At 40.0% G+C, this 15,070-nt stretch carries 15 protein-coding genes; 4 read left to right on the top strand and 11 right to left on the bottom strand.

All coding sequences use genetic code 11. The features are described from left to right. Window positions 1-122: 122 nt before the first annotated feature. The gene (locus AC58QO_RS10275) at window positions 123-575 is read right to left on the bottom strand and encodes a GNAT family N-acetyltransferase (RefSeq protein WP_497265195.1); all 453 of its coding nucleotides are present in this window, start codon (window positions 573-575) and stop codon (window positions 123-125) included. 85 nt (window positions 576-660) lie between these two features. On the opposite strand from AC58QO_RS10275, the gene AC58QO_RS10270 reads away from it, so the two are divergent. From AC58QO_RS10270 to AC58QO_RS10260, 3 genes are all read left to right on the top strand, one after another. After that, window positions 661-1,602 carry an acetamidase/formamidase family protein gene (locus tag AC58QO_RS10270; protein WP_497265194.1) on the top strand — a complete coding sequence of 314 codons (942 nt, stop codon included), beginning with the start codon at window positions 661-663 and terminating at the stop codon, window positions 1,600-1,602. 234 nt (window positions 1,603-1,836) lie between these two features. Next, entirely contained in the window at window positions 1,837-2,490 is a 654-nt protein-coding gene (locus AC58QO_RS10265; RefSeq protein ID WP_497265193.1) for a lysoplasmalogenase, read from the top strand. A 272-nt stretch (window positions 2,491-2,762) separates the two neighbouring features. Then, on the top strand, window positions 2,763-3,860 hold the full coding sequence (locus AC58QO_RS10260) for a glycoside hydrolase family 88/105 protein (RefSeq protein WP_497265482.1): 1,098 nt from the start codon (window positions 2,763-2,765) through the stop codon (window positions 3,858-3,860). A gap of 255 nt (window positions 3,861-4,115) precedes the next feature. Here the strand turns inward: AC58QO_RS10260 and AC58QO_RS10255 are convergent, their stop codons facing one another. The 8 genes from AC58QO_RS10255 to AC58QO_RS10220 all read right to left on the bottom strand — a co-directional run bounded on the left by AC58QO_RS10255 (window position 4,116) and on the right by AC58QO_RS10220 (window position 12,091). After that, entirely contained in the window at window positions 4,116-4,985 is an 870-nt protein-coding gene (locus AC58QO_RS10255) for an alpha/beta fold hydrolase (protein WP_497265192.1), read from the bottom strand. A gap of 368 nt (window positions 4,986-5,353) precedes the next feature. After that, on the bottom strand, window positions 5,354-5,989 hold the full coding sequence (locus AC58QO_RS10250; protein ID WP_497265191.1) for a 2OG-Fe(II) oxygenase: 636 nt from the start codon (window positions 5,987-5,989) through the stop codon (window positions 5,354-5,356). A 267-nt stretch (window positions 5,990-6,256) separates the two neighbouring features. Further along, on the bottom strand, window positions 6,257-6,592 hold the full coding sequence (locus AC58QO_RS10245; RefSeq protein WP_497265190.1) for a DUF1801 domain-containing protein: 336 nt from the start codon (window positions 6,590-6,592) through the stop codon (window positions 6,257-6,259). 154 nt (window positions 6,593-6,746) lie between these two features. After that, window positions 6,747-7,271, bottom strand: coding sequence for an AAA family ATPase (locus tag AC58QO_RS10240; protein ID WP_497265189.1), 525 nt, complete (start codon window positions 7,269-7,271; stop codon window positions 6,747-6,749). A 68-nt stretch (window positions 7,272-7,339) separates the two neighbouring features. Continuing rightward, the gene (locus tag AC58QO_RS10235; protein WP_497265480.1) at window positions 7,340-7,861 is read right to left on the bottom strand and encodes a VanZ family protein; all 522 of its coding nucleotides are present in this window, start codon (window positions 7,859-7,861) and stop codon (window positions 7,340-7,342) included. Window positions 7,862-8,020: 159 nt separating this feature from the next. Beyond that, window positions 8,021-9,727, bottom strand: coding sequence for a WD40/YVTN/BNR-like repeat-containing protein (locus AC58QO_RS10230; RefSeq protein ID WP_497265188.1), 1,707 nt, complete (start codon window positions 9,725-9,727; stop codon window positions 8,021-8,023). Between the two features lie 157 nt (window positions 9,728-9,884). Next, window positions 9,885-11,321, bottom strand: a complete 1,437-nt coding sequence (locus AC58QO_RS10225) for a PAS domain S-box protein (protein ID WP_497265187.1) — start codon at window positions 11,319-11,321, stop codon at window positions 9,885-9,887. Window positions 11,322-11,557: 236 nt separating this feature from the next. Then, window positions 11,558-12,091: an HAD-IIIA family hydrolase gene (locus tag AC58QO_RS10220; protein ID WP_497265186.1), complete on the bottom strand. Its 534-nt coding sequence runs from the start codon at window positions 12,089-12,091 to the stop codon at window positions 11,558-11,560. A 193-nt stretch (window positions 12,092-12,284) separates the two neighbouring features. Here AC58QO_RS10220 and AC58QO_RS10215 point away from each other — a divergent pair, with 193 nt between their 5' ends. Further along, on the top strand, window positions 12,285-12,623 hold the full coding sequence (locus tag AC58QO_RS10215) for a nuclear transport factor 2 family protein (protein ID WP_497265185.1): 339 nt from the start codon (window positions 12,285-12,287) through the stop codon (window positions 12,621-12,623). A gap of 41 nt (window positions 12,624-12,664) precedes the next feature. Here AC58QO_RS10215 and AC58QO_RS10210 read toward each other — a convergent pair whose 3' ends face one another. Then, entirely contained in the window at window positions 12,665-14,167 is a 1,503-nt protein-coding gene (locus AC58QO_RS10210) for a glycoside hydrolase family 26 protein (RefSeq protein ID WP_497265184.1), read from the bottom strand. 113 nt (window positions 14,168-14,280) lie between these two features. Then, window positions 14,281-14,961 carry a protein kinase family protein gene (locus AC58QO_RS10205; RefSeq protein WP_497265183.1) on the bottom strand — a complete coding sequence of 227 codons (681 nt, stop codon included), beginning with the start codon at window positions 14,959-14,961 and terminating at the stop codon, window positions 14,281-14,283. Between the last annotated feature and the right edge of the window lie 109 nt (window positions 14,962-15,070).

Here is a 15,070-nt window from a genome sequence, read left to right as displayed (position 1 = left end):
AATAATGACTTTAATTAAACTCCCGTTAACAGAAAAAGCTGCACGCGGCAGCCTTGGGTTAGCGTAATAATCAAATAAGCCTCAACGATAGCGGTTGCATATACGGCGCTAGTTCAATGTTTTCAAGACTTTGTCCATTCATATTTTATATCATCAAGCTGCTCTTCATTGTCATTTCCTCTAACCACAATCTTAAATCCGTTTCTCTCATAAAATTTTTGTGCTTTCTTGTTGACTTCAAAGGTGTATAAAAATAGATGACCTTCCGATTGCTGTTTGGCGAGGTTCAGGAGACTATACCCTAATCCTCTTCCTTGATATTGCGTATGAATGTATAACTGGTTAACCCAATGTTCATTACAAGCTAGTATGCCTACTACTTGCTCTTGCTCCCCTGAAGCTTTAATTGCAAGAAAGACCTTATTATTTTTGACTAAATTGTTATTCAGGAAATGTACATGATTATCAAAAGAATGCTTTGCTTTTTGCCCAATCGCTTGCTCCTTGCTCTCTCTCCACATCTTAACCGTTTGTAAGGCATAGGAAGGGTCATACTCGATAATTGTAAATTCCATTCGAATTAGCTCCTTTTGTAATATGAATTCATATATATCATACGTATAGAATAATAAATTAAATACCAATACAAGGTGGCTATATATGACTGGGACTGTCTATTTTCTCGATGATTCTGTCGTTCATCATACATGGGATAACTCGCTCAAACCAAGGTTAACGATCAAGCCTGGCGACATTGTAACTATGGATTGCCAGGAAGCATCCGATGGCCATATCCGACCGGATCGTCCCCTCGAAGAAATGCTCGGTCCGCGCGAAACGAAAGGGCACCCATTAACAGGCCCCATTTTCATTGAGGGAGCAGAGCCGGGAGACAGTATCGCCGTGGAAATTGTAAGGTTTCAACACAAGGGTTGGGGATGGACCCGTTGTGTTCCGGTTGGTGGTCTTTTGCCAGGCGAGTTTACGGATTATATCACCCTATGGGACCTGAAGGCAGATTATTCCGATTTCAAGCCGGGTATTCGCATTCCTTTGGAACCGTTCTGCGGCTGTATGGGTGTCGCGCCTGCCGAACCTGGTCCGCATGCCACAACTCCGCCCCGAAGCTCAGGAGGAAACATGGACATACGGCATCTAGTCTCAGGCTCCACCCTCTTCCTTCCCGTATACGTGAACGGTGCCCTTTTCTCTGCCGGAGACTGCCACGCAGCACAAGGTGATGGTGAGGTCTGCATCACCGGCATCGAGGCACCAATGCAGGTCACACTGCGATTTCAGCTTCGTAAAGGCCACACGATCCCTACACCTCAATTTATTACGCCTAGTCCACTTACGAAAGCTGATACCAAGGGCTATTTTGTTACGACGGGTATCGAACCTGATCTCATGGAAGCAGCAAAGCAATCAATCCGATATATGGTCGATCATCTTGTCCAAACCTACTATCTGACACGGGAAGAGTCCTATCATCTGTGTTCCGTTGTTGTGGATCTTAAGATCAGCGAGATTGTCGATTCGCCTAATTGGATCGTTTCGGCCTACTTACCATTAAGCATTTTTAAGGAAGTAGGTTCGGCGTGAGAGTGCCGTTATTAGATTACCTTTAACTCTACTCCCGATAGTTGAGAAGGCAGCCGATCGCCGGCTGCCTTCTCCCTTTAGTTCGAGCTTATATATTATTTATACCAGTAGCTTTAAGGGCAAGAGAACGTGGTATATTAGAAAACATTAAATAAAGCGTTTACAAAATTGATCAATCCCCCTATAATACTTCTATTTAAAGAGTTATTTCTAAGTGAAAGAGAGCGATGTACGATGAAACGGTGGTTACCGATTGCTATACTGCTTACGAGCGTGCTTTACATTTTTGAAATTCGACCTGAGCATCAAGCATTCAAATTCTTTTTCAAATTAATTCCGATGTGGCTGATTTTGTATTACGCTTACTCGCATATGCCTCCAGCCAAAAAACGCGTTCATTGGTTGATATTAACCGGCTTATTCTTCGGCATGCTAGGCGATGGACTGATTATGTATTGGTTCGTTCTTGGGCTTGCTGCTTTTCTGATCGGTCATTTGTTCTATACCGCTGGTTTTCTCGTCCAATGGCGTTTCTCTTGGTTGCGCTTTTCCTCGATCGTACCTATCGCCATATATTCCTTCATAATGGGCAGAGAGCTGGTGAGCTCGCTCATGGATCAAAATAACGCTGGACTAGCTGTACCTGTCTTATTTTACATTATCGTTATCTCTCTAATGGGCTGGACTGCGATTATGACTGGTAATAAATGGGCTATTATCGGTAGTTTCCTGTTCCTGATATCGGATTCTATTCTTTCATGGGACCTGTTCATCTCCCCAATTGCCACTGCGGATATCCTGATCATGACTTCCTATTACAGCGCCCAGTTCATTATCGCTCGCAGCGCAGCTCTTCCTGAAAAAAGAGAAATGAAAGTGCACCCCTAAGTGGGGTGCACTTTTGCGATTCTTCAGATACTGAATAGTTTAACTTCATCATTCCCATGTTTACTTATCGCAAGAACGAATGATTTCTCTTCGTATATTCTTATTTACACTTGAAAACTATTCATATTTTTCACAAAAATTATATAAAACAAATTCTATTTGACTAGAAGCAAATGTTGTTGCATCATGTGGTAAATAGGTTTCCTGAATGTATTAAGAATTAATAAATTGAATTAGGGGGCACAAGTTTGAAAAATCTTTGGTCTGCGGCGATGTCCGAATCTTTCATGCAACAATATCCTCTCGTATCTGACATGCCATTTCAAAAGAGTCGATGCTGGAACTATGAAAACGGTTGCATTTTAACTGCTTTTGAGCGAATGTTTCACACAACGGGGGATGAACGCTACTGGCAGTACATTAAAAATAACATGGATTTGTTTATTCAAGATGACGGTTCCATCGCTACGTACAATTTAAACGAATACAACGTCGATATGATCAACCAAGGCAAAACGCTTTTTCTTTTGTTGGAGAAAACTAGCGAGCCCAAGTACCGTAAGGCCATTGAGTTATTGGTGGCGCAATTGAAGGGGCATCCCCGCACCAAAGAAGGCGGTTTATGGCACAAGAAAATTTATCCGTTCCAAATGTGGTTGGATGGCGTATATATGACATCTCCTTTTTTAGCTCAATTTGCACACGTGTTCAATGAACATGAATGGTTTGATGATATCGCCAATGAAATATTGCTGATGGAGCGTGTCGTCCGCAATCCACAAACCGGACTGCTGTACCACGGATGGGATGAGAGTCGAGAAGAACGATGGGCTAATAAAGAAACAGGCTGCTCCGAGCATTTCTGGGGACGTGCCATTGGCTGGTATGTGATGGCGATTGTTGATGTACTTGACTTCCTGCCGCTTGATCATCCGCAACGCGGTCAAATTATCGGTATTTTCCACCGTTTGGCAAAGGCGATTGTCAAGGTGCAAGACACCGAGAGCGGATTGTGGTGGCAAGTAATGGACCTTGGCGGTAAAGAAGGAAACTATTTGGAGGCTTCCAGCACCTCTATGTTTACCTACGCACTGGCCAAGGGCGCAAATAAGGGCTATCTTGAAGAATGGGCCATTGAAGCGGCTCGTAAAGCCTACGAAGGAAGCCTATCCAAATTTGTAGAGCGCGATGCCGACGCTTCTCTGCATCTGAACGGCATTTGCAGCGTGGCAGGGCTAGGCAATACGCCGTACCGCGACGGATCATATGCCTACTACATCAGCGAACCGATCCGACGCGACGATCCGAAGGGCTTTGCGCCGTTTGTCTTAGCCTGCCTGGAGATTGAAGCCTCATCAAGAAGAGCATAAAAACAAATGGGCCACCCCAGATCCGATAAGTGGCTTGAACCTAGCGGGAGAACCCTCCGGGATTCTCCCCATACTTAATACCTCTTCACAAAATCTTACTTGTTTCATACCCCCAGCAACGGCAACAACTTCCTCCATAACTTGACGAGGCTGTGCGCCTTCTTTAGCCCCCCATATCTACAATGTACTATCTTCTTCGAGGACCATAGAGAGTTATTTCAAACTGCCCCAGAAATAGCCAGTCCATAACGGAATCTAGATGCTGTATTTACGACCAAAAAAATCTTTGATCAAATAAGCGATCGCGTAGTGTGCTTCCTCTAGGAGAAAGTGTCCTCCGCATAACATGTATATCTCGGCTTCCTTCACATACCTTTTGAAGGCATAGGCTCCATGATGCGTAAAAATAAAATCGTTTTTCCCCCATGCCACCAAAGTAGGCGACTGAAAAGTTTGTAAATAATGCTGCCAGTGCGGATATTGTTCTACATTCTTCCGGTAGTCATAACCCAAGGCCAACTGAATTTCTGAATTCCCCGGACGGTCTAGAAAGTATTGGTCCATGGAGTATCCATCCGGACTAATTAGATATGGGTGACAAACGCCGGTTATGTACTGTTTTTTGGTGAATTTTGGGGTAACCAAACTAGTAAAGGCGGCTTTATTCTCCGGACTTGGATTTGCCCAAAGTGCTTTGAACAGGTCAAATGGTTGACCTAATCCCTCCACGTTAACGACTGCATTCTGGATCACAAATCCAAAAATACGATGCGGATTGCGTACGGCCAAGCGGAACCCTATTGGGCCGCCATAATCATGGCAGTACAGGATGTACCTGGGAATGCGAAGATTATCGAGAAGCCGTTCGATTACAAGGGAAATATTCTCGAAGGTGTATGAAAATGAATCCATAGCGGGCATGCTGCTGTTCCCGTAACCGGGATAGTCTGGCGCAAGGACATAATACTTATCGGCCAACAAAGGAATTAAGTCTCTGAACATGTGGGAAGAGCTAGGGAATCCATGAAGGAGAATAAGAGCAGGATTCATGGGATTGCCAGCTTGACGATAAAAGATGGAGAGTCCATCCACCTCCATTTTCTTATATAGGACGGGTATAGGCACCTTCAGACCTCTTTTCCTATTTGTGGTAACTTATTTTTAAAGGTATGAAGCGATCATTCGGAAAAGTCCATTTGCCCGCGGAAGGTGCGTTTGATGCTCATTCAAAAACTGTTAGTTCAAACGTATTGAAGCAACCATGTTTTTATTTGAGCTGCTACATCAGTTACGTCAGCAACCGTAGTATCGACAATCGGCATCGGTGGCGTATATTCCTTATCAGCTGAGGTAATAGACATGCTTGAAATAATGAAAGTCAATGCATTTTTCGAGAATTGGTTCAATTATCCTGTCCGTTAGCGCAACAAAGGACTGCAACGTTGCAGCCCTTGTGATATTTAAGTATCAATGTCACGGATGAATTTCTTCCTTTATAAGTTGCGGTGACTTTGTCTTCGCATCCACTGGGTGGCTACCCATTTTTCCCCGATTGCGACGGGACTTCCTGCATGTAAGGTTAGTTCATTTAACCGATTATCGTTATAAAAATATTCAAAATAGACGGCACTGCCTTTTTTCGGTGTTACTGATAAACGAAGCGAAGGGAAACTCGTTTCGCCGCCTTTTTCCACGTCATTTAAATACATCACCAGTGTGCTGATGCGATTGTTTACGACATTTTCAGATGTGAAATAGTCGAAATGAGGCTGATACTGTTCACCAGCTTTATAATGTAAAATTTGCAGCGGTTCAGCATGTGCAATCGGTATATTCATCAGTTCAGAAACTCTGGTCTCAATTTTATGAATTAATTCATTTTCACTTTCCTCAAAAAACATGTTGCTGTTTGTTCTAATATTGCTTACTACGTGAGATTTACCGATTTTAGCTCGCTGCATTCTGTTATTCGCTAAATCAATCAACATGTCACATTCTATATCGCTTAATACATTGTCCAAAATTAAAATAAGTGGTTCATCCATTTTGCCGACAATTTGAATCTCTTTATCCTTAGTAATAATTTTGTTTCCAAATGAATTGAAAATCGTCTGCTCTATAATGGCCATCGTTGCATCCTCCATTATTGATTACTAAGAAAGTAATCTACATTATGTCAGTCGATTTAAAAGGTTCTTCGATGATTCAGAATTTCCTCATATATTATAAGAATTATTCTATTGCATTTTTTTTAGAACAAACGAGGTTAATCTACTATTCATCTTCGTGCTATATGTATTCTCAACAACTATGTTCTAAGGCCAATGAAAAAGGAGCTGCTGCCGGTCGCCGGCGAGCTGCTCCCTTTATATTTACCATTGTTTCTACGGTCGAATTTATAACATGACGGAGGCTTGCTTCAGAAGCCCGGACAACGTGAAGAGATCTGGAGTGCTCCCTTCCTTTAATTTAATCCACTTTCGTTCAGATGGACCTTCGAATTCTTTCGGAAAGTCAATTCCGTTTGCATTCATGATCATAAAGGCAATCGCGTCTTTGGAAGGCGAAATGACGGCTGCATAATGTCCATTCTTCAGAAAGTGTGGTTTCTTGTACTGAATGCGTTCCTCGGCTTCCGGAATCGTCTCATGAACCATGTTCCGCAGGTTCGAACTGATATCTGCTTGCCATTTTGGCAGATTTTCTATGTAGGCCGTAACTTCCTGATTCATACTTTAAATCCCTCCAATTGGTATTATTTTACTCACGAAAAGTATACCGTTACTTGAATATTCCGTCAATTCTGTAAACTATCTGTTACTTCAGCAAAATAGGGAACGTCTAACTGAATTGCCGTTAGCGATCCTTCTTAAGTAAAGTTATCCTTTAGTTTAATGAGCTTATAATTTCAATTGTATCTTTTAGTCTTATGGACTTAGAAGAATATTGTCCCAATTTATTAATAACCTTTGGTTTAATTCGACTTTCAAAATTGTCATTCCAGATAAACATGTTCCTGAATATTTCAAAAGTCGGTTTATAGTTTGATTTTTCTATCCTGAGTAACTGTAAGATAAATCTTCTGAAAATTCGATACTTTCGTTTCGTATTGTCAGTATCCAAAAAAATAATTAAATCAGCACTATGAAAGCTTGGGAACACCCATTCGTTAAAATGAGCCCCCTCAATAATCCAAGTATTTGAATGAATAATTGTGCTCAACAGCTGATCTCTTTCTTCCTCAGTTCTTTTAATGTCTTTAGGTTTATGTCTCTTCCAAACAACATTATCCAATTCGTAATGTGGAATACTTAGTTTATTTGATAGATTTCTGGCAAATGTTGTTTTACCGCTCCCAACGGAACCAATAATATGTATTTTTCGCGGGACAATTTTGTCCAATTCAACCATTCAACCTACCCTCCACATAGATTATTAATAATGTATTCTACCAACATTCACTAAAACCTCTATTAGAACTAGTGTACCGATTGATACCTAATGTTATTGAAGAATAAGACACCAAGAAGTAAGATAAATAATACTAGTAAAATAGTGCCAACTAAAACAATAAATCGGTCTAGTTTTTCATTATTAATATACTTATTGCTTAAAACATATAGTATCAATCCAAGAAACCCACCAATAGTATTTGTGAATAAATCTGTTATATCTGTTGCTCCAATCGCAAATACAAATTGAGCTATCTCAGCAGTAAGACTAAAAACAAATACAAAAGCTAGCTTTCGCCAAAAGTTAGCTCTTTTGAAATTTACGCTCAAAAGCAAGCCAAAAGGAATAAAAGCTACACAATTATAGATTACCTCTCTCAAACTACCTCGTTCATTTACGATTGAAAAACCTGCAAATGGAATCAAATTAATACTTCTAATTTGATAATTTAATATTAAGGACAAATTGAATGATAATTTGAATAAAACTACCCATAGCAGGATTAGTAGGTATAAGGCTAACAATGCTTTAGAAAATGACTTCACTATATGGTTACCTCTAAATCTTTTTTATCAATTATAGCATAGCTTCGTCTGACGCAAACAGCTGAAGGAGATACCTTGTACCATGTTCCTTTCTAGAAGATTTCTACTCGAGATAATCTCATTATAAACCTTGACCTCAATGTTAGGGTCAAGAGGAATCTGTTACTGTTGTTCAACCCAAGTTGCTCCGCCATCCTTGGTATATAAGTTGATATAACGAGAATAAGCCCTTCCTTCATTCGGACTTGTAAAAATTAGCCCGTGAACATTTTGAAAAGATGGAGATGAGCCAAGAAACTTCCATTTCTCACCGCCGTCTATAGAACGATATAATTCACCTAATTCATTATTAAGGATCCATAGGGTGTTGAGATCATAGGCGAACATCGAAAAACTCCCCGTTTTCTGCCCCATCGACGTCTGCTTGCCTACTATACTTTCATAAGTCGAAACCTGACTTGTCCAGCTAATCCCTCCATCTGTGGTTTTGTACCAAATGATGCCCTCCAAGTCATTGTCTTTGCTGAATGAGAAGGCAATAAGCCCATTGCTATGATGGGGTCCCCAGAACATCGGTCTTGTTAACGGATAAGTGGTTGTGTCTAATGCCTGCACTGGTAATTCCAATTTTACTCTTTCCCAAGAACGACCATTGGTATTGAATTTAAATATCATGGGCTTTCCGTTACCCGTATTGTTGTAAGTGATCCAGGGCTCTTTGAGATCTCGGATAACCATACCATTAGGCATAGCAAACTCGATATCCTCTTGATTCGTTATATCTTTGCTGAGTTCAGTCCAATGTCGTCCGCCATCTGTGGTCATCATAAATAAACTTTTACGTTCCCCCACCGTACCCGGCTCGGTATATGCATAAAGGTATCCAACATTTTTATCAACAAATTGTGCCCCGTACATTGTAATCGCGGGGTGAACACCCCAGTGACCTTTTAGAGGATGCTCTAATTGCTCCCAGGTATCCCCACCGTCTGAAGTGAGATATACGGTTTGTTGGCTCAGGCCCAATTCAGCATTAGCATTTGAGATCTCCCCTCCAAACTCTTTCGGATGAAAGAGCGTCAACAACGTGTTTTGATCAACGATATTAAGAAAATTGAAGGATCCCCCTTCATTAGGAGGTGAACGATCGACCCATGATACTCCTCCATCCATTGTTTTCCATACTTTTCTACCAGCTGCCCAACCATGGCTGATGTCAATCATATCGCTATAGCCAAAGATTTCGTTATGGAAAAGTTCGGGTGGGTCTTTTGGAGCCTGAGTACCTATTGGTCCCCAAAACTCCCCTGTTACTTCCTCAAATTTGATTCCTTTATCAGCCCCTCGATAAGCTAACCAGAAGCTTTCGCCCTTACCCTCTTCCCATCGGATTAAGAACTGAGCGTATACGCTACCATCTTGTATGCCTGTTTCATCAGCCCAGTCTTGAACATTCCGAGTTACAGTCGGATTAAATCCCTCTTTAACTCCGATATCATATCTCCATAAAGTCACTGTGTTAGTTTCAGAATGAGTTTGGACTTCTTTGTGCTTATTTCCAAGATATCTCATTACATCTTCCGGAAGCATGCCTGGTCTCATTACTGAACGGATATAGCGAACAGCAAATGGGGGGGCCATGGTTTCAAACTCTGTTTTCACAATTGAAGGATTCGATGTTGTTGGTAATGGCTCTGCAATTTCCGTTTCGTCTGAAGTACAGCCTGTCATACTGAGGATCAATAGGCAGCTGATCAGGATGGAAGTCATTCTTTTGGGAATTGCTACAAAGCGGCTAATATTTGAACAACTATCTTTTCTTAACATTGGGTCCACATTGGTTACCAACCTTTCGATTTTTAAAGACAAGAAAAAAATACTCTTTTTTTCATATTATACCATTTTTTATGTCATATCTGTTTATTAAGAAAAAACAAAAACGGCTGCCGAGGCAACCGTAATTCACAAACGTTTCTCGTTAGATTCCAAATAAAAAGAAAAGACATAAGCGAGTTTCAGAATCCTACTATGTAACGATTGGCAAAATAACTTCCACCATAGTCCCTTTTCCAACTTCACTTTCGATTCGCATAGTCCCCTTATGATTCTGGATGATTCTCATTGAAACCATTAATCCTAACCCTGTTCCTGTTTCTTTTGTAGTAAAAAAAGGATTTCCAATCTTGTTTATTTCATCTTGTGGGATTCCATTCCCTGTGTCATTTATTCGAATGTATATTTTATCATACATTTGCTTGGCTTGTATGGTCACTTCTCCGCCTTTAGGCATGGATTCAATGGCATTCTTTAAAACATTGACAAATACTTGATTGATACTACGTTGACAATGAATTAATGGTAAATTGGCATCTAACTCATTCTTTATTTGAACGTTAAAAAGGTTTGCTTGTCCTTCTAATAATCTTGTAACGTGATTTAATATTTCTACCACGTCCCTTAACTCATATATCTCATTTGAAGGTTTAGCTAACACTAATAGTTCACTTACAATTTCATTAATTCGATCAATTTCTGATATCATGACTTCATTACGTAATTTCTTTGTACCCTCACTATCTTCTTTCACATACATTTGCATAAATCCTCGTAAACTCGTCAAAGGATTTCTAATTTCATGGGCGATCCCAGCTGCAAGTTCGCCAATTAAAGATAGTTTCTCAGATCGGCGGATTAACTCTTCGGAATGTACCCGTTCTGTGATATCACGACCCATACTGATAACATGTTCAACCTCACCTGCAGTATTTCTTATTTTTTTAGAGTGTGCTTCTTGCCATATATAATGACCGTTTTTATGCCGAAGACGATATACAATTATTCTGCTATCAGAATCATCAGAATTACCTTGCACTAACCAGCGATTGTTCAAATCTTCTTGATGCCAATAGTCATAGGCTTGTTTTCCGATAAGTTCTTCTGGATCATATCCGAGTTGATTACGGACAGCTGGCGAGCAATATGAGATAATTCCGTTTGGAGTTATTCGCAAAATAACATCCTGTGAATGTTCAGAAATAAGCTTGTGTAGTTCTTCAATCCTCTTGAACTCTTCTTCCTTCTTCTTTTGTTCTGTTATATCTACAATTTGGTAAATTAAGATGCCGTTACTGTCGATTCCCGGACGGCTCCTTTCTACAGTAACATTTAGAAGCCCCCACATCATGGTTCCAGATTTATGAATGTACCTTTTTTCTATTTGATAACCATCTATTTCACCCTGTACCAATTTACGCCATAATGCCAGATCTGCTTCTAATGCTTCGGGATGTTTGTCAGATGGAACACCGAGATTTACTAATTCACTTTCGCTATATCCTAACATTTGGCATAAAGATGGGTTAGCCTTAAATAAACTTCCATCAAAAGATAACAAAGCCATGCCAATTGGAGATTTCTCAAATACACGTAAAAAAAGACTATGGTCATTGAAATGAGATAACATCCGATCCTCCGTTTAAAGCAGTTACATTAACCTACTAATTAATTTGATTAACCTCATTTAGGCATTATAACAACAATTTTCGGTTATTAGAATACTATTGGTCTAGCCAGATCCTTTTGAATGTTTACCTGATTGTTCTTCAACAAGAATTTGATTACCTCGATTAACTATTCCTACTACATAGGCACGTGGATACAAGTCTCTTCCTCCTCAACTATAGTTTCTCGTTGAATTATTCAAGAGTGATTTTTTAATATCCAGATCACGGCATCATTAAGATTCTCTGCTATATATTCTGGATCAGTTTCTTGCCATTTGAATCGATATTCCTTAAGTGAAGCTTCTCCCCAGCCAGTTCTTACTAATATTTTCATTGCCCCAACAGCATGTGCGGCTAACATATCAGTATCACCCACATCCCCTATCACTGCACACTGCTTCAAATCAAGCCCATATTTTTCTGCGGCCTCAAGTAACATCCCAGGATTTGGCTTTTTACAAGCACATTGATCATCACTACCATGGGGACAAATGAATGAATCATCAAACCCATATTTACTAAATTGAGTTCGAAAATCATCCATACTTGCTTGTCCTCGGGAGATTCGGTGCTGGTTTGTAAATGCAAACACCTTGAGTCCCGATGCTTTTAGTTTATTTATGGATGCTTGAGCACCTTCGTATAAAGAGAATTCATTGGGATGAATGAAATGTCCTGTACCGCCGATTGTTCCGTCCCGATCTATAAATACAGCTTGTATGTTTGACATGAAATTTCATTCCTTTCTAGCGATATAATACTTTTTTCACCTCAAAGGGAAATATTCCCTATTGCCTTACTCACAAGATTATTCGCTAGAAGTGGATAATTCCCTTCTTTCCACGCAGATCACACTTCAATTATGAGGCAATTTTTAATATACTAACTACAAACAAATATCTTTAAGTATGGAGGAAAGTAGTATGAAAGAGTCTGTTGTACAAAGACAATTACGGGCGTATAACGATAAAAATATTGACTTGTTTATGGGATGTTATAGTGAGGATGTTAAAATTTACGAATTTCCTAACACACTGAGTATGGAAGGCCAAGCGGCCATGAGAGAGCGATATCGCAAATTGTTCGAAACATACCCGAATATGCTAGCAACTGTTGATAAAAGAATATGTCACGGGAAATATGTCATCGACCATGAAGAAATAACTGGAAGATTAGAAGGTGCCATTCTTGAAGCAGTTGCCGTGTATGAAATAAAGGATGACCTCATTACAAAGGTTTGGTTCCTAAAAGGTGATTCGTGAGTTGCAAAGGGCTGCCTCGCGGCAGCCCTTTAAATGTTTAATTATCTAAATTTTCTTTTTTGCTCTTTTTGCAGAGACTTTAATCCATTTCGAAAAGAATTCATGACTGACTTGTCATCATCAATCTTATAAATCCGAGCCGGATTTTCTCCATCCCAGTCTATGCCATTCCACCAGATCGCGACTTTAATTTTCGGATAATTGGGGATCACTCGGAACATGTCTTCAATCCAGGCCACCTTGTCGCCTCCAATCGAACTTGATGCAAATTCCGTGATCATCAGTGGCTTATCAAACCATTCCACATACCGTTTATAGAGATTGTCGTACAGATCTTGAAATGTACTCCACTTTTCTCCTGCCGCTTTGTAATAATCCCCTGTATTATAGGCTGTTAAACCCACCACATCCGCATATTCATCACCAGGATAATACATTAATTCGTGATTCCAAGCAAAGGCTGGCTTCGATTCATGATTTGGATTCCACACCCAGATCACATTGTCGACCCCGTTTTCTTTGAATACTTTGTATATATATTTCCAGACCGCTTTATATAAATCAGTGTCTTTCGAAGTGTAATAGGCGGAATATCCCACCCAGTCCCCATTCATCTCATTATTGAAACGAAACAATACTGGATGACCAAATCCTTTTAACTCTTTTGCGTATTGTAGAAAATAGGCATCGTATTTTCCGTTTAATATGTCATAGGTGAAATTAGCTTTGTGATCTTCGCCGATGGCTTGCAATGTCAATTCCACCAAACGATGATTCTTCCATGCATTCTTTAATGCTTGTTTCGGGAGTTCGTGGGTGATGGAGTGATACCGAACAAGAACATCAAAGTTGTTGTGAAAATAATTTTCTGTCTTCTTAAGATTCGTAAACGTTTCCGGAGCGTCAGGCTGAAAAATCCCCCATCGGAGTTGATTGTTCTTGAAATAGTGATGGTAAGCCTTCAACGTTTCTTTATTTCGTTTTAAAGGCAACTCTTTAAAATGAGTTTTCAGTGCAACGGTCTCTGTTTCATTCATGATCTTAAAACCATTGATCCATTCTAACTCATTACTAATTGGCAATCTGGATTTGATCAGCAGTGTGTATACCTCTGCATTGTTTTTGGCAATCTCAATCGATATATAATAATTTTTGTCATCTGGAATTTTAGTGAGTTTATCGCGATGCCACTTGAGAACATGGGTTTTCATCCCATTAAGCATCCACGTTTCGTCTTTCTCTACTGTATTATATGTGTCTTCAATCACTTTTTGATTAGAATAGCTCATGTAAATATCCGAATCCGCTATCGTTCCATTAAAGTTATCATAATAAATTTCAACCTTCGTGTTTGGATCATACAGCACAGTTCGAATGGGCTGCAATGAACGATCGACTAGCATGGAATCAGGATAAGTTAATCTGTAGCCGTTGACATGATCCTCCAGAAATTTCCCTATGTCATTATTACCGTACGATTTGATTGTCAGGCTGACACTCAGAACCAATGATACCACGAATACGAAAACCCACATTTTCTTCATTAGATGTCCTCAATTAGGTTTACATGATAACTCATACGCTGCACCACTCTGTACAATATTTTCTATTTATTTTACCCGTAAAATGACCAAATAATCTCCATTGAGCTAACTGTTTATTTGCGTTCCCCAAAGAAAAGTCGACTCACCCGTTTGGAGAAATCTTCTACTCGAAAACTTGCCGTATCGATGTGGTTATACCAGTTCGTTATGGTTTCCAAGATCCATAATGGCACCTGTACCTCGCTTATCAGAGGATAAAATTGATTGTATGCCCACGCTAAGTGCTCCCACCGATTATCATTCCCTTCCTTGATATACTCCGATACATCAAGAACCTTTCCTCTTCCCTCATGCAAAAGCACGTTTTTTAGATGAATGTCCCTTGGGTTCAGCCCCTGACTTCGGACAAACTCGCGAGCGTCCTCAATATCTTGGATCACTTGCTCGGGAACTGAAACACCTTGCAGAAGACAATCGAATAAGGTAACTCCTTTCTCATAACTTAATACCAAATAGTTAGGTCCGGTTCCGTAACATTGGGCGAAAAAAGGAGACCCTTTTAGCCTTTCGTATATGCCTGCCTCCACGTCCAATTTCTCTAAAGCTTTATCGGAATAAATCTTATATGCGTAATGAGGGGTGTTCGGGTGGTAAAATACCGCCGCATCCGTCCCAACGCCGATACAACGCAACTCTTCTGAAAATCTGACAACGGAAACGGGTTTATTGTTTTCATAACCAACAATCTCAACGTCCCTCAAGGCTTCTTCAGCTTGCTTCCAGTCTGAAATCATAGTCATCTTCTCCCGCTGTAAATACTTTTGAATTTTTTTACAATTCTGTACGTAATTCAAATGTGGAAGTTTCAATCTCTGTTGCCTAGTTAAAACACAATGAACGCCC

The organism is Paenibacillus sp. J31R30 (assembly GCF_059692115.1).
This window is presented reverse-complemented; position numbering and strand designations above follow the sequence as displayed.